Below are 20,593 nucleotides of genomic sequence, written 5' to 3'. Positions count from 1 at the left end.
TCCGTAGGTTCTCTTTTTTGGTTCGATGAGTTGGGTATGAATGCGTTTTTCAGTCAGTGGGACGTGGCGGTTATTCTGCTGCAAATTATTGCTATCGATCTGTTATTGGGTGGCGACAACGCGGTGGTGATCGCGATGGCCTGCCGTAAACTGCCGCCTCAGCAGCGTACCAAAGCGATTATCATCGGCACCGTCGGCGCAATAGCGGCGCGCGTGCTGCTGCTGGCCATCGCGATCTATTTACTCTCATTGCCGTGGCTTAAAGTGGTCGGCGCGCTGATGCTACTGTGGATTGGCATCAAGCTGGTGACCAATCAGGAAGAAGAGAATGATGTCAGCAGCTCCAGCAGCCTGTGGCGTACCGCGGTCACCATTACCGTTGCCGATGTCATTATGTCGCTGGATAACGTGCTGGCGGTGGCCGCCGCCGGAAAAGGCCATCTGCTGCTGGTCGCGCTGGGCGTATTGATCAGCATTCCGATTATCGTCCTCGGCAGCAAGCTGGTGCTGGCTATCCTCAACCGCTTCCCGTCCGTGGTGATGCTGGGCGGGGCGCTCATCGGCTGGATAGCCGGTTCCATGATGGTGACCGATGTGACCATCGTTCATCTGTTCCCCAACGCGCCCGCCGCGCTCCCCGTGATGGGCGGAGCCATTGGCGCCGCCCTTGTGCTGCTGGAAGGGTTGCGCAGAAACCGCAGGCGCTCCAGCGAATAGCTGGCGTTCACGCTTGGCCGCCGTCAATCCCGACGGCGTCAAGTTTGCGCCATTTTTCCCCCACATCCGCCCTCATTTGCCCTACGCTTAGTAAAGACACCTGATCCAGGGATCTGTAACCATAATATTGTGCATAAATGAGATAAAACCATGGAATTAAAGGATTATTATGCCATTTTAGGGGTTCAGCCAACGGACGATCTGAAAACCATTAAGACCGCCTATCGCCGTCTGGCACGTAAATACCACCCCGATGTCAGCAAAGAAAACGATGCCGAAGCCAAATTCAAAGATCTCGCCGAAGCCTGGGAAGTGCTTAAAGATGACCAGCGCCGCGCCGAATACGACCAGCTCTGGCAGCACCGTAACGATCCGCAGTTTGGCCGTCAGCAGCAGCATTCCCACGAGCAGAGCTATAGCCAGCAGGACTTCGACGACATCTTCTCCTCCATGTTTGGCCAGCAGGCGCACCATAGCCGCCGCCAGCACGGCGTCCGCGGTCATGACTTAGAGATAGAAGTCGCGGTATTCCTTGAGGAGACCCTGGCCGAGCAGACGCGCACCATCAGCTATAAGCTGCCGGTTTATAACGTCTTTGGCATGGTCGAAAGCGAAACGCCGAAAACCCTGAACGTGAAAATTCCCGCGGGCGTCGTCGACGGCCAGCGGATCCGCCTGAAAGGCCAGGGCACCCCTGGCGAAAATGGCGGCCCTAACGGCGACCTGTGGCTGGTGATTCATATCGCCCCGCATCCGCTGTTTGATATCGTCGGACACAACCTTGAAATCGTCCTGCCGCTGGCGCCGTGGGAAGCAGCGCTAGGCACCAGGGTCACTATCCCGACGCTGAAAGAGAGCATCCTGCTGACCATTCCGCCGGGCAGCCAGGCCGGTCAGCGGCTGCGGGTGAAGGGCAAAGGGCTGACCAGCAAAACCACCACCGGCGACCTGTATGCGGTGATCAAAATCGTCATGCCGCCAAAACCAGATGAGAAGAGCCGTGAGCTCTGGCAGCAGCTGGCGGATGCACAATCCAGCTTCGAGCCGCGTAAGACATGGGGGAAAGCCTGATGGCTAAGATAACAGTGACGTTCACGATTACCGAGTTTTGTCTCCACACCGGCCTTTCCGAAGAGGAGCTTAACGAGATTGTCGGCCTCGGCATGATCGAGCCGCGCCAGCCGCAGCGGGAAAACTGGCTGTTTGACGATAGCGCGGTGACCATCGTTCACCGCGCCGTACGCCTGCGAAAAGAGCTGGAGCTGGACTGGCCGGGCATCGCTGTGGCCTTAACGCTGCTGGACGAGAACGCGCGCCTGAGCCGCGAAAATCAAATTCTGCAGCAGCGGCTGGCGCGCTTTCTGACCCATAGCTAAGCCGTAGCCCGCTCTCTTCCTGTGGCACCGCCCGGTCCTCACCGGGCCCGGGCGGTCCGCGAATGACCTCAAGCCCGTAGCCGCTCAGGACATAAAAAATGCCGCCGGGGGAAGCCCGCGGCGGCATGAGTTACCAGCAAAACGATTTAGTCGTTGATGCGCGGATGCTGCTGCACCAGACGAGAACGTTTTTCCTGCAGGTCGGCGATTTCCTGATCGATATCTTCGATTTTATGTTCGATGTTATCGTAGTGCTCGCCGAGAATTTCTTTCGCTTCCTGAATATCCGAAGCCGCTGGCGTCGCCCCTTTCAGCGGACGATTGGCGGTCTCTTTCATCGACAGGCCGGTAATCAGACCAATCACCGCCACCACCATCAGATAGTAAGCCGGCATCATCAGGTTCTGCGTGCTTTCCACCAGCCACGCCGCCAGAGTCGGCGTCAGACCGGCAATCAGCACCGAGATGTTAAAGGCGCTGGCCAGGGCGCTAAAGCGGATGTGGGTCGGGAACATCGCCGGCAGCGACGAGGCCATCACCCCGATAAAGCAGTTCAGCACCACCGCCAGCAACAGCAGACCGGCGAAAATCAGGCCAAGGACGTTACTATTAATCATGATAAAGGCCGGAATCGACAGCCCGAACAGCGCCACGCTACCAATCAGGATGAACGGACGACGGCCAAAACGGTCGCTGAGCATACCGATAACCGGCTGAACGAACAGCATCCCGACCATGATGGCGATGATGATCAGCACCCCGTGGTCTTCAGAATAGTGCAGGTTATGCGACAGGTAGCTCGGCATGTAGGTCAGCAACATGTAGTAGGTCACGTTGGTGGAAATCACCAGACCGATACAGGTCAGCAGGCTACGCCAGTGTTTGGTCGCAATCTCTTTGAAAGAGACTTTCGGCCCATCCTGCAGGCCCTCGCGGTCGCCCTGCTCCATTTTATCAACGTGCTGCTGGAACGCCGGCGTCTCTTCCAGCGCATGACGCAGATAAAGACCGATAATCCCTAACGGCAGCGCCAGGAAGAACGGAATACGCCAGCCCCAGTCGAGGAAGTTCTCTTCGCCCACCACGCTGGAAATCAGCACGACTACGCCCGCGCCCATGACAAAACCGGCTATCGAACCGAAGTCCAGCCAGCTGCCCATAAAGCCGCGTTTACGGTCAGGCGAGTACTCTGCAACAAAGATAGAGGCACCGGTATATTCGCCGCCCACCGAGAAGCCCTGCGCCATTTTACACAGCAGCAGCAGGATCGGCGCCCAGATACCAATCGTGGCATACGACGGAATAAGGCCGATACAGAATGTACTTATCGACATGATAACGATGGTTATCGCCAGAATCTTTTGTCGACCGTATTTATCGCCCAGCATCCCGAAGAACAGGCCGCCTAATGGACGAATTAAGAAGGGAACCGAGAAAGTACCGAGCGCGGCAATCATCTGCACGCTGGGGTTGGCATCGGGGAAAAAGACCTTACCAAGCGCATATGCAACAAAGCCATATACCCCAAAATCGAACCACTCCATCGCGTTACCCAGCGACGCTGCGGTAATCGCTTTCTTCAGTTTGCTATCATCAATGATGGTCACATCCCGAAGCGTGATGGGTTTTACTTTTTTCCTTTTAAGCATAATTATCCTCTTTTGCTCTCGCCTTGAGCGCACGAATCTCCGCCGAATGACAAGGTCATTCGCGTCATGCGTTGGGAGCGGCGAATTGCTGTGCTCCACATTTCAAGCGTAGCAGGTTTGCCTGCACTGTCTGCTGACAGTCCGTACAACCGAACCTGTTGACGCCTGCTCTGGCCATAATGAAATAAGCGGTACGCTAATAAGTGTAGTGAATTTGCGTTCTCGCCTTTTTACCCTAACAGCGTTTAAATTTGGGATCAACTTCACAAAAATTTACCTACCCTTAAACAGAGTCATCCAAAAGCAATAAGTTCAATGAATATTGGAACTTAGCGATACATTTCCGGAAATATCCTGCGCTTTTTATGAAAATAAGCCCGCCAGGCCTCACGATATATATCCTCTTTCTCCGCTGCGATAAGTCATAAAAAAGGCCCGACAAAAGTGCGGGATTGCGCTATAATCAGCATTGCTTTCGGCTATCAGCCGCCATTTAAAGGACCAACGTCCTGTTTTACCCAGTAATCGCGAGGAACGTCATGCAACTGCCACACTGCCCAAAATGCCATTCTGAATACACTTATGAAGACGGCGGCATGTTTATCTGCCCGGAATGCGCCCACGAATGGAACAATGCCGAGCCTGCGGACGATAACGACGCGCTGGTGGTCAAAGACGCCAACGGTAATTTACTCGCCGACGGCGACAGCGTCACCGTGGTAAAAGATCTGAAGGTTAAAGGCAGCTCTTCGATGCTAAAAATCGGCACTAAAGTGAAGAATATCCGCCTGGTTGAAGGCGATCATAATATTGACTGTAAAATAGATGGTTTTGGCCCGATGAAGCTAAAATCCGAATTTGTTAAAAAGAACTGATTTTATTCCCCCGACGCCCGTTGTCGGGGGGAAATATATTTTCCCGTGGCCTCCCGGAATCCCTCGCTGCCGCCTGGCTTAATTCTGCAATCCCCTTCTACGCTTAATGGAATATTCGTTACCTGAGGTAATGGTTATGCCCTTAAGTCCCTATATCGCTTTTAGCGGCAACTGCGCTGCCGCCATCGCTTTCTACCAGCAGGCGCTGGGCGCGGAGCTCATCCACAAAATCACCTGGGGTGAAATGCCGCAGAATACGCAGAATGCCGAAGATGGCTGCCCTTCCGGCCAGCATCTGGCTGCCGACGGTATCGCGCACGCCAGCCTGCGCATTGCCGATAGTATCCTGATGCTCAGCGACAGCCCCTCCAGCAACATGGAGCGCTACGCCGGATTTACCGTCGTGCTGGACTCGCAGGATGTTATTGAGGGTAAACGCTGGTTTGACGGCCTCGCCGACGGCGGGCAGATTGAGATGGCCTGGCAGGAAACCTTCTGGGCGCACGGCTTCGGTAAAGTTATCGACCGCTTTGGCGTCCCGTGGATGGTCAACGTGGTGAAAGAGCCTTAACGCTGGCCTTTTCCCCTCACCCTGTGCTCCCCCCGAAAGGGAGAGAGGGCGGAGTGAGGGCATCTGTGCATTCACTCCCCCTTACCCTGTCATTCCACCGGCATCAACTCTTCATCCCCCGGTCATCATGAGTTAACCGAAATGTAACAAAAAACCGTCAGGATCGGCCCACGCTCAGAGGGAAATACTTCCTTGTCCTTAGTGAGGCTCGATTGACATGTACCTATCCAGACATCCGACCAGTTATCCAACGCGATATCAGGAAATTGCCGCCAAACTGGAGCAAGAGCTTCGCCATCATTACCGCTGCGGCGACTATCTGCCCGCCGAGCAGCAGCTGGCGTCCCGCTTTGAGGTTAACCGCCACACCCTGCGCCGGGCCATCGATCAGCTCGTCGAACGCGGCTGGGTCCAGCGCCGTCAGGGCGTCGGCGTGCTGGTGCTGATGCGCCCGATAGATTATCCGCTCAACGCCCAGGCCCGCTTTAGCCAAAATCTTCTCGAACAGGGCAGCCACCCGACCAGCGAGAAGCTGCTGTCGGTGGTGCGTCCGGCCAGCAGCCACGTTGCCGAGGCGTTTGCTATCAGTGAAGGCGATAACGTCATTCACCTGCGCACCCTGCGCCGCGTGAACGGCGTCGCCCTGTGTCTGATTGACCACTACTTTACCGACCTGCAGCTGTGGCCGGTTCTGCAAACCTTTACCCACGGCTCTCTCCATGACCTGCTGCGCGATCGGCTGGATATCGAACTGACCCGCGTGCGCACCAAAATCAGCGCCCGCCGCGCGCAGGCCAAAGAGAGCAATATTCTCGGCATTCCCAACATGGCGCCGCTGCTGTGCGTGCGCACCCTGAATCATCGCCAGGGCGAGCAGAGCGCGACGGAGTACTCCGTCAGCCTGACCCGCGCCGACATGATTGAATTCACCATGGAGCACTGAATGCACTTTGATACCGCAACCCGCCAGCGCTGGATGTCCGTGCTGGCCCACAGTGAACCACAAGAACTGGCGGCGCGGATGCAGACGCTGCAGCTCGCGCCGCAGTATGAGCTGATTCGCGCCCCGGAGACCGGGCTGGTGCAGCTGCAGGCGCGTATGGGCGGCATCGGCGACCGATTCTTCGCCGGAGACGCCACCTTAACCCGCGCCGCCATTCGCCTGGCCGACGGCACCCTCGGCTATAGCTGGATTCTGGGCCGCGACCGCCCGCACGCTGAACGCTGCGCGGCCATTGATGCCCTGATGCAGTCGCCACACCATTTTCACACCCTGATGGAAACCTTGATAACCCCGCTGGAAGAACAACGCAGCGCGCGCATTGAAGCCCGACGCGCCGAAGTCAACGCCAGCCGGGTCGACTTCTTTACTCTGGTTCGCGGAGATAACGCATGACATTACAACCCGCCTTTACCCTGGCTGTGCAGGATGCCCAGCACAGTTTCCGCCGCCTGCTGAAGGCGATGAGCGAGCCGGGAGTGATTGTCTCCCTGCAGCAGCTTCAGCACGGCTGGCAGCCGCTGAACGTCGCCTCCACCAGCCTGCTGCTGACGCTGGTGGATCACGACACGCCGGTCTGGCTCGCTTCCGCGCTGCATAACGATCTTGTCGGCCAGAATCTGCGCTTCCATACCGGCGCGCCGCTGGTTGAGCAGCCGCAGCAGGCGACCTTCGCCGTCGCCAGCGACAGCATCAGCGCCGAGCAGCTGAACGTGCTTTCCGCCGGTACCGTCGTCGCCCCGGAAACCGGCGTCACGCTGGTGGTTCAGCTTGCCAGCCTGAGCGGCGGCCGGATGCTGCGGCTGACCGGCGCGGGGATCGCCGAAGAGCGGATGATCGCCCCGCAGCTGCCGGAATGCATTATTGAAGAATTGACCGAGCGTCCGCATCCGTTCCCGCTGGGAATCGATCTGATCCTCACCTGCGGCGAACGCCTGCTGGCGATTCCGCGCACCACCCACGTCGAGGTCTGCTAATGTACGTAGCCGTCAAAGGCGGCGAGAAGGCGATCGTCGCCGCTCACGCCCTACAGGAACAGAAACGCCGAGGCGAGGGACGGCTTCCTGAAATCAGCGTTGATCAGATTAGCCAACAGCTTAATCTGGCGGTGGATCGGGTCATGACCGAAGGCGGCATCGCCGACCGGGAGCTGGCGGCGCTGGCGCTGAAGCAGGCCAGCGGCGACAGCGTCGAAGCGATTTTTCTGCTGCGCGCTTATCGCACCACCCTGCAAAGGCTGGCGGTCAGCGAGCCTGTCGACACCGCAGGTATGCGCCTTGAGCGCCGTATCTCGGCGGTCTATAAAGATATCCCCGGCGGCCAAATGCTCGGCCCGACCTACGATTACACCCACCGTCTGCTCGATTTTACCCTGCTGGCCAACGGCGAAACGCCGCCGCTGGCGACCGATAGCGCACCGCAGGAAGCGACGCCGCACGTCTTTAATCTGCTCGTCCAGCAGGGGCTGGCGAAGGCGGAGCGGGATACCGACACGCAACCCGACGATATCACCCGCCATCCGCCGGTTTATCCCTGTTCGCGCTCTTCGCGCCTGCAGCAGCTGGTGCGCGGCGACGAGGGCTACCTGCTGGCGCTGGCCTACTCCACCCAGCGCGGCTACGGACGCAACCATCCGTTTGCCGGTGAAATTCGCAGCGGCTACGTCGCGGTGGAGATCGCTCCCGAAGAGCTGGGCTTCACCGTCACTATCGGCGAACTGCTGATGACCGAATGCGAGATGGTCAACGGCTTTGTCGACCCTCAGAATGAACCGCCGCACTTTACCCGCGGCTACGGCCTGACGTTCGGCATGAGCGAGCGCAAAGCGATGGCGATGGCGCTGGTTGACCGCGCGCTCCAGGCGCCGGAGTACGGCGAAGAGGTGGCGGGCCCTGCCCAGGATGAAGAGTTTGTGCTGGCCCATGCCGATAACGTCGAGGCCGCCGGTTTCGTTTCGCACCTTAAACTTCCCCACTATGTCGATTTCCAGGCCGAACTGGCGCTGCTTAAACGCCTGCAACGGGAGAATCAACGTGGCTAACGCACTGACCGGCTATAACTTTGCTTATCTCGACGAGCAAACCAAACGCATGATCCGCCGCGCCATCCTGAAAGCGGTGGCCATCCCCGGCTACCAGGTGCCCTTCGGCGGTCGCGAGATGCCGATGCCCTACGGCTGGGGAACCGGCGGTATCCAGCTTACCGCCAGCGTCATCGGGGAAAATGACGTGCTGAAGGTGATCGATCAGGGCGCCGACGACACCACCAACGCGGTATCGATTCGTCAGTTTTTCAAACGCGTGACCGGCGTCGCGACCACCGAGCGCACCGAAGACGCCACGCTGATCCAGACCCGCCACCGGATCCCGGAAACGCCGCTGACTGACGATCAGATCCTGATCTTCCAGGTGCCGATCCCGGAGCCGCTGCGCTTTATCGAGCCGCGCGAAACCGAAACCCGCACCATGCACGCGCTGGAGGAGTACGGCGTGATGCAGGTGAAGCTGTACGAAGATATTGCCCGCTTCGGCCATATCGCCACCACCTACGCCTACCCGGTGAAGGTCAACGGCCGCTACGTGATGGATCCGTCGCCGATTCCAAAATTCGATAATCCGAAGATGCATATGATGCCTGCGCTACAGCTGTTCGGCGCCGGACGCGAAAAACGCATCTACGCGGTACCGCCGTATACCCCGGTTGAGAGCCTCGATTTCGACGATCATCCGTTTACCGTTCAGGAGTGGGATGAACCCTGCGCCATCTGCGGATCTCGCCATAGCTATCTTGATGAAGTGGTGCTCGACGACAGCGGCAAACGGATGTTTGTCTGCTCCGATACCGATTATTGCCGCCAACAGAGCGAGGAGCAGAAAAAATGAGTCATCCGTTACTGGCGGTGAACAACCTGACCCACCTCTACGCGCCGGGCAAAGGCTTCAGCGACGTCTCGTTTGAGCTGTGGCCGGGGGAGGTGCTGGGTATCGTCGGCGAATCCGGCTCCGGAAAAACCACGCTGCTGAAAGCGATCTCCGCCCGCCTGGCCCCGCAGCAGGGAGAAGTACTGTATCAACAGCGCTCGCTATACGCCATGAGCGAAGCGGAGCGCCGACGTCTGCTGCGCACCGAATGGGGCGTGGTGCATCAGCATCCGATGGACGGCCTGCGCCGCCAGGTCTCGGCCGGCGGCAATATCGGTGAACGCCTGATGGCCACCGGGTCCCGTCACTACGGCAATATTCGCGCTACAGCCGGACAGTGGCTGCAGGAGGTGGAGATCCCGCCTTCGCGCATTGACGACCTGCCCACCACCTTTTCCGGCGGGATGCAGCAGCGCCTGCAAATCGCCCGCAATCTGGTGACGCAGCCGAGGCTGGTGTTTATGGATGAGCCTACCGGCGGGCTGGACGTATCGGTGCAGGCGCGCCTGCTCGATCTGCTGCGCGGCCTGGTCGTCGAGCTGAACCTGGCGGTGGTGATTGTGACCCACGACCTCGGCGTCGCCCGCCTGCTGGCTAACCGTCTGCTGGTGATGAAGCAGGGCCAGGTAGTCGAAAGCGGCTTAACCGACCGGGTGCTCGACGATCCCCATCACCCCTATACCCAGCTGCTGGTGTCGTCGGTGTTGCAGAACTGAGTGAATGTCCACTCCCCGGTGGCGCTGCGCATACCGGGGCTACGGATCCCGGGCCGTCTGCGGGCCGGTAGCCCGGACAGGCGCAACGCGCCGCCTCCGGGACTCCCCGGTCGCGCTTCGTGAGTTAATGCATCAGGTATCCCGAATAAGGCGTTTACGCCGCGATCCGGGGAAATTCAGGCACGATGAGGCTAAAAATGAACGCCATCCGCGTTGAAAACATCCATAAAACCTTTGTTCTGCACCAGCAGCACGGCGTCCGTCTGCCGGTACTCGCCGACGCCTCGCTGACCGTGAATGCCGGTGAATGCGTGGTGCTGCACGGCCATTCCGGTAGCGGAAAATCGACCCTGCTGCGTTCGCTGTACGCCAACTATCTCCCCGATAGCGGCCACATTCATATTCGCCACGGCGATGAATGGGTGGACCTGGTCACCGCCACGCCGCGTAAAGTGCTGGAAGTGCGCAAAACCACCATTGGCTGGGTCAGCCAGTTTCTGCGGGTGATCCCGCGCATTTCCGCCCTCGACGTGGTGATGCAGCCGCTGCTCGAACTGGGCATCCCGCGCGAAGAGAGCGCCGCGAAAGCCGCCCGCCTGCTAACGCGGCTGAACGTACCCGAACGCCTGTGGCACCTCGCCCCCTCGACCTTTTCCGGCGGCGAACAGCAGCGGGTTAACATCGCCCGCGGCTTCGCGGTTGACTACCCGATTTTGCTTCTCGACGAACCCACCGCCTCGCTGGACGGCAAAAATAGCGCCGCGGTGGTGGAACTGATCCATGAAGCCAAAGCCCGCGGCGCGGCGATCGTCGGTATTTTTCACGACGAGGCCACGCGCAACCAGGTCGCCGACCGTCTGCACCCGATGGGGATTTCAGCATGATTATCAATAATGTAAAGCTGGTTCTCGAAGACGAGGTGATTAACGGCTCGCTGGAAGTGCAGGACGGCAGAATTTCGGCCTTTGCCGAAAGCCAGAGCCGACTGGCGGAGGCCATCGATGGAGAGGGCGGCTGGCTGCTGCCGGGGCTTATCGAGCTGCATACCGACAACCTGGACAAGTTTTTCACCCCGCGACCGAAAGTGGACTGGCCCGCCCACTCGGCGATGAGCAGCCACGACGCGCTGATGGTCGCCAGCGGCATCACCACCGTGCTAGATGCTGTGGCTATTGGCGATGTGCGCGACGGCGGCGATCGCCTGGAAAATCTCGAAAAAATGATCAACGCCGTGGAAGAGACGCAGAAGCGCGGCCTCAACCGCGCTGAACATCGGCTGCATCTGCGCTGCGAACTGCCGCATCACACCACCCTGCCGCTGTTTGAGAAGCTGGTTGGCCGCGAGCCGGTGAGCATGGTCTCCCTGATGGATCACTCCCCTGGCCAGCGCCAGTATGCCGACCGCAGCAAATACCGCGACTACTATCAGGGCAAATATCACCTGACCAACGAAGAGATGGACAAATTCGAAGAGGAGCAGATGGCGCTGGCGGCGACCTGGTCTCAGCCTAACCGGCAGCGCATCGCCGCCATCTGTCGCGAGCGAAATATCGCGCTGGCCAGCCACGATGACGCCACCAGCGAACATGTGCTCGAATCGCGCCAGCTTGGCAGCGTCATCGCCGAATTTCCCACCACGATCGCCGCAGCACAGGCGTCGCGCCAGCACGGGATGAACGTTCTGATGGGCGCGCCGAATATCGTACGCGGCGGCTCGCACTCGGGGAACGTCGCCGCCCACCATCTGGCGGCCAGCGGCCTGCTGGACATTCTCTCCTCCGACTATTATCCCGCCAGCCTGCTGGATGCCGCTTTTCGCATCGCCGACGACGAGGGCAACGCCTTTACCCTCGCGCAGGCCATTCGTCTGGTGAGCAAAAACCCGGCCCAGGCGCTGGGGCTGCACGACCGCGGGGCGATTGCCGAAGGTAAGCGGGCGGATCTGGTGCTGGCGCGCCGTCACGGCGAGCATATCCATATTGATCACGTCTGGCGGCAAGGCAAGAGGGTCTTCTGATGACAGGGAAACTGATTTGGCTGGTCGGCCCCTCCGGCTCCGGCAAAGACAGCCTGCTGGCGGCGCTGCGCCAGCGGGAGCATCCGCAGCTGCTGGTGGCGCACCGCTACATTACCCGTCCGCACAACGCGGGCTGTGAAAACCATATCGCCCTCAGCGAGCATGAGTTTTTTACCCGCGCCGAACAGCATCTGTTTGCTCTTAGCTGGCATGCTAACAACAATTACTATGGCATTGGCATCGAGATTGACCTGTGGCTGCACGCCGGGTTCGACGTGGTCGCTAACGGTTCACGCGCCCATCTGCCGCAGGCGCAGGCGCGCTATGCCGACGCGCTGCTGCCCATCTGTCTGCAGGTTTCTCCGGCGGTGCTGCGACAGCGCCTGGAGCAGCGCGGACGGGAGAACGAGACGGAAATCGCCCAGCGCCTGGCGCGCGCGGCGCGCTATACGCCGAACGAGTGTCTGACGCTGAATAACGATGGCCGACTTAGCCAGTCGGTGGATGCCCTGGTTTCGCTGATTCGTATTCACGGCAACCGGCGCGAACAGCAGACTGCCTGAACGCGAGGAGAAGAGATGAGCCTGACTATCCGCTTAACCGGCACCGGCGGCGCGCAGCTGGTACCGGTTTTCGGCTGCGATTGCCCCGCCTGCCGCCGCGCCCGCGTCGACGAAGCGCATCGTCGCCGTCCCTGTAGCGCGGTCGTCAAATACAACAACGCGGTGACCCTGCTCGATGCCGGGCTACCGGACCTGATGACCCAGTGGCCCGCCGGCAGCTTTCAGCAGTTTCTGCTCACCCATTATCATATGGATCACGTTCAAGGCCTGTTCCCGCTGCGCTGGGGCGTGGGCGAACCTATTGCGGTATACGGCCCCCCGGATGAACAGGGCTGCGATGATCTGTTTAAGCATCCGGGCCTGCTGGATTTCAGCCATACCGTCGAACCCTTTGTAAGATTTGAACTTCAGGGATTGCGCGTTACGCCGCTGCCGCTGAACCACTCAAGGCTCACGTTTGGCTATCTGCTGGAGTCGGCCCACAGCCGGGTCGCCTGGCTATCCGATACCGCCGCGCTGCCGGAGAAAACGCTGAAGTTCCTGCTGAATAACCAGCCGCAGCTTATCATTATCGACTGTAGCCACGAGCCGCGCCCGCAGCCGCCGCGCAACCACTGCGACCTGAACACCGTGCGGGCCATTAACCAGATCATCGGCTGCCCGCGGGTGATCCTCACCCATATCAGCCACCGCTTCGATGCATGGATGATGGAGAATGCTCTACCGGCGGGATTTGAAGCGGGATTTGACGGCATGGAGATAGCGCTGGATTAAGCGGGCGCGGCGAAGGCCGAGAGTCGTGCCGCATCAATAATCATCATCCAGCCTGCGCTGGTCGCTTTCCAGCTGACGGCGGTCCCGATCAAGCTGGCGCTGGCGCTCGTCAAGTTCGCGTCGGCGATCCTCAAACTGTCGCCGCCGGTCGTCATACTGCCGCTGGCGATCGGCGCTCTGCTGGCGGCTGTCCTGATAGCGCCCATCATCATAGTCATCATCGTCAGACCGGCTATCGCCCGGATGGTAAGCATCATTAATGGCCTGCTGAATATTGCCGATCGCGTCATCAATCATATCGGCGTGCGCCAGCTGGCCGGCGAGGGACAAGGTGCAGATAAGCAAAGCGGTAGAGTAACGTTTCATAAAGCCAGTCTCATCGGGGGGCTGGCTCTACGTTAATCAAGGGCTATCGCCGGGAGTAGCGGAGGAATCTCAAATCCGCTGCTGTTCAATCGCGCCGATGGCGTCCACTCGCCCCTGATGTCGCCCGCCCTCAAATTCGGCAGCCAGCCAGGCATCGACGATCATTTTCGCCAGTTCAAGGCCGATCACCCGCGCGCCAAAGGCCAGAATATTGGTGTTGTTATGCTGTCGTGAAAGCTGCGCCGAGTAGGGCTCGCTGCACACCACCGCACGAATACCCGGGTGCTTATTGGCGGCGATAGAGATTCCGACGCCGGTGCCGCAGATCAGGATCCCGCCGTCGACCTCGCCGGCGGCAATGGCCTGAGCGACGGCGCTGGCATAGCGCGGATAGTCGGTACGTTCCGTGGACCATGCGCCTTTATCTACGACGTCAATACCGCGCTGGCGCAGATGCGCAAGAATATCGTCTTTCAGGATAATCCCGACGTGATCGCAGCCAAATGCAATCCTTTTCATACTTAGCCTCGCCTGTTGTTAACTTTACAAGGATGACTGGCGTTGTGATTTAAACGCCTAAAAATGCCCCAGGAAACGCTGAAAACAGCATCGTCAGGCTCCTTTCTACACGGGCAAATTTTACAAATCAAGACGAAAGCGTTATTTAACCTGATTTTCACCTTGCAAAAAAAGAACTGAAAAAAACAGTAATTAAATGATTTATAATGAATTAATAAGAAATTAAGATAAAATCAACATTAACAAAACTTCACGATAAACATAACTTTATAAAAAATATAATTTTGTGAAGTTGGTGGTATCTTTTTTGTTTCGCCTGTGGTGATATAGTGTCGTCTTCATTTTATGGACAATGAGAAAGCGATGAGTCAGACAGAATCCAGTTCGCTCCCTAACGGCATCGGCCTTGCCCCCTGGCTTCGCATGAAGCAGGAAGGAATGACCGAAAACGAGAGCCGTATCGTCGAATGGTTGCTTACCCCCGGCAATCTCAGCGATGCGCCGGCAATCAAGGACGTCGCGGAAGCGCTGTCGGTATCAGAAGCCATGATCGTTAAGGTTTCTAAGCTGCTGGGGTTTAGCGGTTTTCGTAACCTGCGCAGCGCGCTGGAGGCCTACTTTTCGCAGTCTGAACAGGTGTTACCGACCGAACTCTCCTTTGATGATGCGCCGCAGGATGTGGTGAATAAGGTGTTCAACATCACCCTGCGCACCATTATGGAAGGCCAGTCGATCGTGAACGTTGACGAAATTCACCGCGCGGCGCGCTTTTTTGCCCAAGCCAACCAGCGCGACCTGTACGGCGCGGGCGGCTCCAACGCCATCTGCGCCGACGTGCAGCATAAGTTTTTACGCATCGGCGTACGCTGCCAGGCCTACCCGGACGCGCATATCATGATGATGTCCGCCTCGCTGCTGAAGGAAGGCGATGTCGTGCTGGTGGTCTCTCACTCCGGGCGCACCAGCGATATCAAATCAGCGGTGGAGCTGGCGAAAAAGAACGGGGCGAAAATTATCTGTATCACCCATAGCTATCATTCGCCGATTGCCAAGTTAGCTGATTTTATTATTTGTTCGCCAGCACCAGAGACGCCTTTATTAGGGCGTAACGCCTCAGCGCGTATATTACAACTCACATTATTAGATGCGTTTTTTGTTTCCGTTGCACAGCTCAACATTGAGCAAGCGAATTTAAATATGCAAAAAACTGGCGCGATTGTTAATTTCTTTTCACCCGGCGCGCTTAAATAAAAAAACCGATCCCACACTGGTGGGATCAATATAACTGTATCCTACACTGAGAATACTGCCATGAATAAATATCTGAAACTTTTCAGCGGCACGCTCATGGGCGTAATGTTATCCACCAGCGCCTTTGCCGCCGCCGATTATGCTGTGGTATTAAAAACCTTATCCAATCCATTTTGGGTGGATATGAAAAAGGGTATTGAAGACGAAGCCAAAACGCTGGGCGTAAGCGTCGATATTTTTGCCTCGCCTTCCGAAGGGGATTTTCAGTCGCAGCTGCAGCTGTTTGAAGACCTGAGCAACAAAAACTACAAAGGTATCGCCTTTGCGCCGCTCTCCTCGGTAAACCTGGTCATGCCGGTAGCCAAAGCGTGGAAAAAGGGCATCTTTCTGGTCAACCTCGATGAAAAAATCGATATGGATAACCTGAAGAAAGCCGGCGGCAACGTCGAAGGTTTCGTCACCACCGATAACGTGGCGGTGGGGGCGAAAGGCGCGGCTTTTATTATCGACAAGCTGGGCGCGGAAGGCGGCGAAGTCGCTATTATCGAAGGCAAAGCCGGTAACGCCTCAGGCGAAGCTCGCCGCAGCGGCGCCACCGAAGCCTTCAAAAAAGCGAGCCAGATCAAGCTGGTGGCCAGCCAGCCTGCCGACTGGGACCGCATCAAAGCGCTGGACGTCGCCACGAACGTGCTGCAGCGTAACCCGAACGTTAAAGCGATTTACTGCGCCAACGACACCATGGCAATGGGCGTCGCCCAGGCCGTCGCGAACGCCGGCAAAACCGGCAAGGTGCTGGTGGTGGGTACCGACGGTATTCCGGAAGCGCGCAAAATGGTCGAAGCCGGGCAAATGACCGCCACTATCGCGCAGAACCCGGCGGATATTGGCGCTACGGGTCTTAAGCTGATGGTCGACGCCGAGAAGAGCGGCAAAGTCATCCCGCTGGATAAAGCCCCGCAGTTTACGCTGGTGGATTCCATTCTGGTGACGAAATAGGTCTGTGCATCCCCTCTTTCTTTGGAAGAGGGGAAATCACGCAGCGGTAATAAAGGAAATTTTCTATGCTCACGCCATATATTTCAATGGCGGGGATCGGCAAATCCTTTGGCCCGGTTCACGCATTAAAATCGGTTGATTTAACTATTTACCCCCATGAAATACATGCGTTACTAGGGGAAAACGGTGCCGGTAAATCAACGCTGATGAAAGTATTGTCGGGAATACATGAACCGACCAAAGGCACCATTACGATTAATAACGTTAACTACCACAAGCTTGACCATAAATTAGCAGCCCAGCTCGGCATTGGTATTATTTACCAGGAGCTCAGCGTCATTGATGAATTAACGGTGCTGGAGAATTTATATATTGGCCGCCATCTGACGAAAAAAGTCTGCGGCGTCAACGTTATCGACTGGAAGGAAATGCGCGTACGGGCGGCGATGATGCTGCTGCGCGTCGGGCTGAAGATCGATTTAGACGAAAAGGTGGCGAATCTCTCCATCAGCCACAAGCAGATGCTGGAGATCGCCAAGACGCTGATGCTCGACGCTAAAGTGCTGATCATGGATGAACCGACCTCCTCGCTGACCAATAAAGAGGTGGACTATCTGTTCCTGATCATGAACCAGCTGCGTAAAGAGGGCACCGCCATTGTTTATATCTCGCACAAGCTGGCGGAAATACGCCGCATCTGCGACCGCTACACGGTGATGAAAGACGGCAGCAGCGTCTGCAGCGGGAAGGTCAGCGAAGTGAATAACGACGACATCGTACGCCTGATGGTCGGCCGCGAGCTGCAAAACCGCTTCAACGCCATGAAAGAGAGCACCGGCAACATCGCCCGCGAGACGGTGTTCGAAGTGAAAAACGTCACCAGCCATGACAAGAAAAAGGTACGCGATATCTCATTTAGCGTGAATCGCGGCGAAATTCTCGGTTTTGCCGGGCTGGTCGGCTCCGGGCGCACCGAGCTGATGGACTGCCTGTTTGGAGTCGATAAGCGTAGCAGCGGTGAAATATACCTCAACGGCAACGCGATCTCGCCCCGCTCGCCGCTCGACGCCTTAAAGAAAGGCATGGGGTATATCACCGAAAGCCGCCGGGAAAACGGCTTTTTCCCCAATTTTTCCATCGCCCAGAATATGGCGGTCAGCCAGAGCCTGAAGCGCGGCGGCTACAAAGGGGCCATGGGGCTGTTCCGCGAAGGCGACGAACGCAGAACGGCGGAGGAGCAGCGCAAGCTGCTGGCGCTGAAGTGCCATTCGGTCGATCAAAACATCACCGAGCTCTCCGGCGGCAACCAGCAGAAGGTACTGATTTCCAAATGGCTATGCTGCAGCCCCGAAGTGATCATTTTTGACGAGCCGACGCGCGGTATCGACGTGGGCGCAAAAGCCGAAATTTATAAAGTGATGCGCCAGCTGGCCGATGACGGAAAAGTCATCCTGATGGTGTCGTCCGAACTACCTGAAATTATCGCCGTCTGCGACCGCATTGCCGTGTTCTGCGAAGGGCGACTGACGCAAATCCTGACCAATCGCGACGACATGAGCGAAGAGGAGATTATGGCATGGGCACTACCACAAGAGTGAAAGGCGAGATGGGCGAGAAAAAACCGTTTAACTTCGCGCTGTTCTGGGATAAATACGGCACCTTTTTTATTCTCGCCATCATCGTCGCCATCTTCGGCACCCTGTCGTCAGAGTACTTCCTGACGACCAACAATATTACGCAGATCTTCGTCCAGAGCTCGGTCACCGTCCTGATCGGCATGGGCGAGTTCTTCGCGATCCTCGTCGCCGGGATCGACCTGTCGGTCGGGGCGATCCTCGCGCTCTCCGGGATGGTCACCGCGAAGCTGATGCTGGCGGGCGTCGACCCGTTCCTCGCGGCGCTGATTGGCGGCGTGCTGGTCGGCGGCGCGCTGGGGGCCATCAACGGCTGCCTGGTCAACTGGACCGGCCTGCATCCGTTCATTATTACCCTCGGCACCAACGCCATCTTCCGCGGTATTACGCTGGTGATCTCTGATGCCAATTCGGTGTACGGGTTTTCGTTTGATTTCGTTAACTTTTTCGCCGCCACGCCGCTGGGCATTCCGGTTCCGGTGATCTTCTCGCTGATTGTGGCGGTGATCCTGTGGTTCCTGACCACCCGTATGCGCGTGGGCCGCAACATCTACGCGCTGGGCGGTAACAAGCACTCCGCTTTCTACTCCGGCATCGACGTCAAGTTCCACATGCTGCTGGTGTTCATCATTTCCGGCGTTTGCGCCGGGCTGGCGGGCGTGGTCTCCACCGCCCGCCTCGGGGCGGCGGAACCGCTGGCCGGCATGGGCTTTGAAACCTACGCCATCGCCAGCGCCATCATTGGCGGCACCAGCTTCTTCGGCGGTAAAGGACGCATCTTCTCGGTGGTCATCGGCGGCCTGATTATCGGCACTATCAACAACGGACTGAACATCCTGCAAGTACAAACCTACTACCAGCTGGTGGTAATGGGCGGATTAATCATCGCGGCTGTCGCCCTCGACCGTCTTATCAGTAAGTAAGGAATTTATCATGAAAATTGCTCCCTCTTTAATGTGTATGGATCTGCTGAAATTCAAAGAACAGATCGAGTTTATCGACCAGCACGCAGACTATTTTCACATCGACATTATGGACGGTCATTTTGTACCAAACCTGACCCTGTCGCCGTTTTTCGTCAGCCAGGTCAAAAAGCTGGCCAGCAAACCGCTGGACTGCCATCTGATGGTCACCCGCCCGCAGGACTACATTAGCCAGCTGGCGCAGGCGGGGGCGGATTTTATCACCCTGCATCCGGAAACGATTAACGGCCAGGCCTTCCGCCTGATTGAAGAGATCCGTCGCCACGGCATGAAGGTCGGACTGATCCTTAACCCGGAAACCCCGGTTGAGACCATGAAGTACTACATTCATAAAGCCGACAAAATCACGGTGATGACCGTCGATCCGGGCTTCGCCGGGCAGCCGTTTATCCCGGAGATGCTGGAAAAAATCGCCGAACTGAAAGCCTGGCGCGAGCGCGAGGGGCTGAGCTACGAGATCGAAATCGACGGCTCCTGCAATAAAGCCACCTATCAAAAACTGATGGCGGCGGGCGCGGACGTCTTTATCGTCGGCACATCAGGCCTCTTCAATCACGCCGATAAGATAGAAGACGCGTGGCAGATCATGGCAGAGCAGATCCTGACGGCAAAACGCGAGGTACTGCCTCATGCAAAAACAGCGTAACGTCGTCGCGGGCGTGGATATGGGCGCGACCCATATCCGGCTTTGCCTGCAAACGGCGCAGGGCGAAGCGCTGCACTGCGAAAAGCGGCGCACCGCCGACGTGATTAGCGCCGACGGCCTGGTCAACGGTATTAAAAACCTGCTGCAGCAGCAGCTGACCCAGCACGACGCCCACTGCTGCGGGCTGGTGATGGGGTTTCCGGCGCTGGTGGCAAAAGACAAGCGGACGATTATCTCAACGCCCAATCTGCCGCTGGCCGCCGACGACCTGTATAACCTGGCCGAGCGGCTGGAAGCGGCGCTGGGCTGCCCGGTGGAGTTTTCCCGCGATGTGAATCTGCAGCTCTCTTTTGATGTGCAGCAGAACGGCCTGCAGGAGCAGGAGGTGCTGGCGGCCTATCTTGGCACCGGTATGGGCTTCGCGGTCTGGCTAAACGGCGGACCGTGGACCGGCGCCCACGGCGTGGCGGGCGAGCTGGGGCATATTCCGCAGGGCGATGACGCCCTCACCTGCGCCTGCGGCAACCCCGCCTGTCTGGAAACCGTCTGCTCCGGGATTGCGCTAAAGCACTGGTATGAACAGCAGCCGCGCACCTATGAACTGGGCGAGCTGTTCGTTCACGCCGCGCGGGAGCCGTTTGTGCAGCAGCTGCTAAACCACGCCGCCCGCGCCATCGCCACCAGCATCAACCTGTTCGACCCCGATGCGGTGATCCTCGGCGGCGGCGTGATGGATATGCCCGCCTTCCCGCGTGACGCCGTCATCGCCATGGTCAAAACCTACGTCCGCCGTCCGCTGCCGTATCAGGCCGTACGCTTTATCGCCGCCTCCTCTTCCGCGTTTAACGGCGCTCAGGGCGCGGCGGCGCTGGCGAGAAGCCGGTATTTAAGCTAGCCGAGGTAACGCCAATAGCCCGGGCCTGCCTCTTCCCACCCCCCGGCGGAGGTGCTGCGCGCCTGGCCGGGCTACCCGACCGCGTCACAGGCGCCCGCGTCGACACGTCAAAACTGACGATAGC

At 58.0% G+C, this 20,593-nt stretch carries 24 protein-coding genes; 21 read left to right on the top strand and 3 right to left on the bottom strand.

Features of this window, described 5'->3' with window-relative positions; all coding sequences use genetic code 11:
• Nucleotides 1-36 precede the first annotated feature (36 nt).
• The 3 genes from ABLU88_RS18000 (at nt 37) to cbpM (ending at nt 2,093) form a co-directional block, all read left to right on the top strand.
• Nucleotides 37-717: a TerC family protein gene (locus ABLU88_RS18000; RefSeq protein WP_004097877.1), complete on the top strand. Its 681-nt coding sequence runs from the start codon at nt 37-39 to the stop codon at nt 715-717.
• Between the two features lie 150 nt (nt 718-867).
• On the top strand, nt 868-1,788 hold the full coding sequence (cbpA, locus tag ABLU88_RS17995) for a curved DNA-binding protein (protein WP_014227587.1): 921 nt from the start codon (nt 868-870) through the stop codon (nt 1,786-1,788).
• Nucleotides 1,788-2,093, top strand: a complete 306-nt coding sequence (cbpM, locus tag ABLU88_RS17990; RefSeq protein ID WP_004097873.1) for a chaperone modulator CbpM — start codon at nt 1,788-1,790, stop codon at nt 2,091-2,093. The genes cbpA and cbpM overlap by 1 nt, the downstream gene beginning before the upstream one ends.
• 146 nt (nt 2,094-2,239) lie before the next feature.
• On the opposite strand, the gene proP is transcribed toward cbpM, so the two are convergent.
• Nucleotides 2,240-3,742 (bottom strand): glycine betaine/L-proline transporter ProP, encoded by a 1,503-nt coding sequence (proP, locus tag ABLU88_RS17985; RefSeq protein WP_148849496.1) that lies wholly within the window; start codon nt 3,740-3,742, stop codon nt 2,240-2,242.
• A 539-nt stretch (nt 3,743-4,281) separates the two neighbouring features.
• Here proP and ABLU88_RS17980 point away from each other — a divergent pair.
• The 12 genes from ABLU88_RS17980 (at nt 4,282) to phnP (ending at nt 13,179) form a co-directional block, all read left to right on the top strand.
• On the top strand, nt 4,282-4,617 hold the full coding sequence (locus ABLU88_RS17980) for a zinc ribbon domain-containing protein YjdM (protein WP_004097870.1): 336 nt from the start codon (nt 4,282-4,284) through the stop codon (nt 4,615-4,617).
• Nucleotides 4,618-4,753: 136 nt separating this feature from the next.
• Complete coding sequence (gene yjdN / locus ABLU88_RS17975; RefSeq protein ID WP_275050616.1) at nt 4,754-5,188, top strand: VOC family metalloprotein YjdN; 435 nt, start codon at nt 4,754-4,756, stop codon at nt 5,186-5,188.
• A 217-nt stretch (nt 5,189-5,405) separates the two neighbouring features.
• Entirely contained in the window at nt 5,406-6,131 is a 726-nt protein-coding gene (gene phnF, locus ABLU88_RS17970; protein ID WP_032695092.1) for a phosphonate metabolism transcriptional regulator PhnF, read from the top strand.
• A complete protein-coding gene (gene phnG, locus ABLU88_RS17965) occupies nt 6,132-6,584 on the top strand; it encodes a phosphonate C-P lyase system protein PhnG (RefSeq protein WP_004097867.1) in 453 nt (150 codons plus the stop codon).
• On the top strand, nt 6,581-7,165 hold the full coding sequence (gene phnH / locus ABLU88_RS17960; protein ID WP_196546618.1) for a phosphonate C-P lyase system protein PhnH: 585 nt from the start codon (nt 6,581-6,583) through the stop codon (nt 7,163-7,165). The genes phnG and phnH overlap by 4 nt, the downstream gene beginning before the upstream one ends.
• Nucleotides 7,165-8,229 (top strand): carbon-phosphorus lyase complex subunit PhnI, encoded by a 1,065-nt coding sequence (locus tag ABLU88_RS17955; RefSeq protein ID WP_275050617.1) that lies wholly within the window; start codon nt 7,165-7,167, stop codon nt 8,227-8,229. Before phnH ends, ABLU88_RS17955 begins: the two co-directional genes overlap by 1 nt.
• A complete protein-coding gene (locus ABLU88_RS17950) occupies nt 8,222-9,070 on the top strand; it encodes an alpha-D-ribose 1-methylphosphonate 5-phosphate C-P-lyase PhnJ (protein WP_004097861.1) in 849 nt (282 codons plus the stop codon). Before ABLU88_RS17955 ends, ABLU88_RS17950 begins: the two co-directional genes overlap by 8 nt.
• Complete coding sequence (gene phnK / locus ABLU88_RS17945; protein ID WP_014227581.1) at nt 9,067-9,825, top strand: phosphonate C-P lyase system protein PhnK; 759 nt, start codon at nt 9,067-9,069, stop codon at nt 9,823-9,825. Before ABLU88_RS17950 ends, phnK begins: the two co-directional genes overlap by 4 nt.
• A gap of 197 nt (nt 9,826-10,022) precedes the next feature.
• Nucleotides 10,023-10,709 (top strand): phosphonate C-P lyase system protein PhnL, encoded by a 687-nt coding sequence (phnL, locus tag ABLU88_RS17940; RefSeq protein ID WP_004097859.1) that lies wholly within the window; start codon nt 10,023-10,025, stop codon nt 10,707-10,709.
• Nucleotides 10,706-11,842 carry an alpha-D-ribose 1-methylphosphonate 5-triphosphate diphosphatase gene (phnM, locus tag ABLU88_RS17935; protein WP_275050618.1) on the top strand — a complete coding sequence of 379 codons (1,137 nt, stop codon included), beginning with the start codon at nt 10,706-10,708 and terminating at the stop codon, nt 11,840-11,842. The genes phnL and phnM overlap by 4 nt, the downstream gene beginning before the upstream one ends.
• A complete protein-coding gene (gene phnN / locus ABLU88_RS17930; protein WP_014837158.1) occupies nt 11,842-12,405 on the top strand; it encodes a ribose 1,5-bisphosphokinase in 564 nt (187 codons plus the stop codon). The genes phnM and phnN overlap by 1 nt, the downstream gene beginning before the upstream one ends.
• Before the next feature lie 15 nt (nt 12,406-12,420).
• The gene (phnP, locus tag ABLU88_RS17925; RefSeq protein WP_109240456.1) at nt 12,421-13,179 is read left to right on the top strand and encodes a phosphonate metabolism protein PhnP; all 759 of its coding nucleotides are present in this window, start codon (nt 12,421-12,423) and stop codon (nt 13,177-13,179) included.
• Nucleotides 13,180-13,212: 33 nt separating this feature from the next.
• Here the strand turns inward: phnP and yjdP are convergent, their stop codons facing one another.
• The gene (gene yjdP, locus ABLU88_RS17920; protein ID WP_032747529.1) at nt 13,213-13,545 is read right to left on the bottom strand and encodes a DDRRRQL repeat protein YjdP; all 333 of its coding nucleotides are present in this window, start codon (nt 13,543-13,545) and stop codon (nt 13,213-13,215) included.
• A 69-nt stretch (nt 13,546-13,614) separates the two neighbouring features.
• Nucleotides 13,615-14,064 (bottom strand): bifunctional allose-6-phosphate isomerase/ribose-5-phosphate isomerase RpiB, encoded by a 450-nt coding sequence (rpiB, locus tag ABLU88_RS17915; protein WP_032747528.1) that lies wholly within the window; start codon nt 14,062-14,064, stop codon nt 13,615-13,617.
• 363 nt (nt 14,065-14,427) lie between these two features.
• Here rpiB and alsR point away from each other — a divergent pair, with 363 nt between their 5' ends.
• The 6 genes from alsR (at nt 14,428) to alsK (ending at nt 20,469) form a co-directional block, all read left to right on the top strand.
• Nucleotides 14,428-15,315, top strand: coding sequence for a D-allose utilization transcriptional regulator AlsR (gene alsR, locus ABLU88_RS17910; RefSeq protein ID WP_004097852.1), 888 nt, complete (start codon nt 14,428-14,430; stop codon nt 15,313-15,315).
• A 60-nt stretch (nt 15,316-15,375) separates the two neighbouring features.
• The gene (gene alsB, locus ABLU88_RS17905; RefSeq protein ID WP_047724826.1) at nt 15,376-16,311 is read left to right on the top strand and encodes a D-allose transporter substrate-binding protein; all 936 of its coding nucleotides are present in this window, start codon (nt 15,376-15,378) and stop codon (nt 16,309-16,311) included.
• 65 nt (nt 16,312-16,376) lie between these two features.
• The gene (gene alsA / locus ABLU88_RS17900) at nt 16,377-17,909 is read left to right on the top strand and encodes a D-allose ABC transporter ATP-binding protein AlsA (protein ID WP_025107678.1); all 1,533 of its coding nucleotides are present in this window, start codon (nt 16,377-16,379) and stop codon (nt 17,907-17,909) included.
• The gene (alsC, locus tag ABLU88_RS17895; RefSeq protein ID WP_014837152.1) at nt 17,888-18,868 is read left to right on the top strand and encodes a D-allose ABC transporter permease; all 981 of its coding nucleotides are present in this window, start codon (nt 17,888-17,890) and stop codon (nt 18,866-18,868) included. Before alsA ends, alsC begins: the two co-directional genes overlap by 22 nt.
• 10 nt (nt 18,869-18,878) lie before the next feature.
• Complete coding sequence (gene alsE, locus ABLU88_RS17890; protein WP_032695089.1) at nt 18,879-19,574, top strand: D-allulose 6-phosphate 3-epimerase; 696 nt, start codon at nt 18,879-18,881, stop codon at nt 19,572-19,574.
• On the top strand, nt 19,558-20,469 hold the full coding sequence (gene alsK, locus ABLU88_RS17885) for an allose kinase (RefSeq protein ID WP_116280007.1): 912 nt from the start codon (nt 19,558-19,560) through the stop codon (nt 20,467-20,469). The genes alsE and alsK overlap by 17 nt, the downstream gene beginning before the upstream one ends.
• Nucleotides 20,470-20,593: the final 124 nt, after the last annotated feature.

It is taken from the genome of Klebsiella sp. GW_Kp182 (assembly GCF_040062275.1).
GTDB lineage: Bacteria > Pseudomonadota > Gammaproteobacteria > Enterobacterales > Enterobacteriaceae > Klebsiella > Klebsiella michiganensis.
The sequence above is the reverse complement of the archived record's forward strand: the minus strand, read 5'-3'. Positions and strand labels throughout refer to the sequence as shown.

Bases quoted from the DNA above. Each gene is read 5' to 3' on its own strand.
- ABLU88_RS18000 (WP_004097877.1), top strand. From the start codon at position 37: ATGAATGCGTTTTTCAGTCAGTGGGACGTGGCGGTTATTCTGCTGCAA.
- cbpA (WP_014227587.1), top strand. From the start codon at position 868: ATGGAATTAAAGGATTATTATGCCATTTTAGGGGTTCAGCCAACGGAC.
- cbpM (WP_004097873.1), top strand. From the start codon at position 1,788: ATGGCTAAGATAACAGTGACGTTCACGATTACCGAGTTTTGTCTCCAC.
- proP (WP_148849496.1), bottom strand. From the start codon at position 3,742: ATGCTTAAAAGGAAAAAAGTAAAACCCATCACGCTTCGGGATGTGACC.
- ABLU88_RS17980 (WP_004097870.1), top strand. From the start codon at position 4,282: ATGCAACTGCCACACTGCCCAAAATGCCATTCTGAATACACTTATGAA.
- yjdN (WP_275050616.1), top strand. From the start codon at position 4,754: ATGCCCTTAAGTCCCTATATCGCTTTTAGCGGCAACTGCGCTGCCGCC.
- phnF (WP_032695092.1), top strand. From the start codon at position 5,406: ATGTACCTATCCAGACATCCGACCAGTTATCCAACGCGATATCAGGAA.
- phnG (WP_004097867.1), top strand. From the start codon at position 6,132: ATGCACTTTGATACCGCAACCCGCCAGCGCTGGATGTCCGTGCTGGCC.
- phnH (WP_196546618.1), top strand. From the start codon at position 6,581: ATGACATTACAACCCGCCTTTACCCTGGCTGTGCAGGATGCCCAGCAC.
- ABLU88_RS17955 (WP_275050617.1), top strand. From the start codon at position 7,165: ATGTACGTAGCCGTCAAAGGCGGCGAGAAGGCGATCGTCGCCGCTCAC.
- phnK (WP_014227581.1), top strand. From the start codon at position 9,067: ATGAGTCATCCGTTACTGGCGGTGAACAACCTGACCCACCTCTACGCG.
- phnL (WP_004097859.1), top strand. From the start codon at position 10,023: ATGAACGCCATCCGCGTTGAAAACATCCATAAAACCTTTGTTCTGCAC.
- phnM (WP_275050618.1), top strand. From the start codon at position 10,706: ATGATTATCAATAATGTAAAGCTGGTTCTCGAAGACGAGGTGATTAAC.
- phnN (WP_014837158.1), top strand. From the start codon at position 11,842: ATGACAGGGAAACTGATTTGGCTGGTCGGCCCCTCCGGCTCCGGCAAA.
- phnP (WP_109240456.1), top strand. From the start codon at position 12,421: ATGAGCCTGACTATCCGCTTAACCGGCACCGGCGGCGCGCAGCTGGTA.
- yjdP (WP_032747529.1), bottom strand. From the start codon at position 13,545: ATGAAACGTTACTCTACCGCTTTGCTTATCTGCACCTTGTCCCTCGCC.
- rpiB (WP_032747528.1), bottom strand. From the start codon at position 14,064: ATGAAAAGGATTGCATTTGGCTGCGATCACGTCGGGATTATCCTGAAA.
- alsR (WP_004097852.1), top strand. From the start codon at position 14,428: ATGAGTCAGACAGAATCCAGTTCGCTCCCTAACGGCATCGGCCTTGCC.
- alsB (WP_047724826.1), top strand. From the start codon at position 15,376: ATGAATAAATATCTGAAACTTTTCAGCGGCACGCTCATGGGCGTAATG.
- alsA (WP_025107678.1), top strand. From the start codon at position 16,377: ATGCTCACGCCATATATTTCAATGGCGGGGATCGGCAAATCCTTTGGC.
- alsC (WP_014837152.1), top strand. From the start codon at position 17,888: ATGGGCACTACCACAAGAGTGAAAGGCGAGATGGGCGAGAAAAAACCG.
- alsE (WP_032695089.1), top strand. From the start codon at position 18,879: ATGAAAATTGCTCCCTCTTTAATGTGTATGGATCTGCTGAAATTCAAA.
- alsK (WP_116280007.1), top strand. From the start codon at position 19,558: ATGCAAAAACAGCGTAACGTCGTCGCGGGCGTGGATATGGGCGCGACC.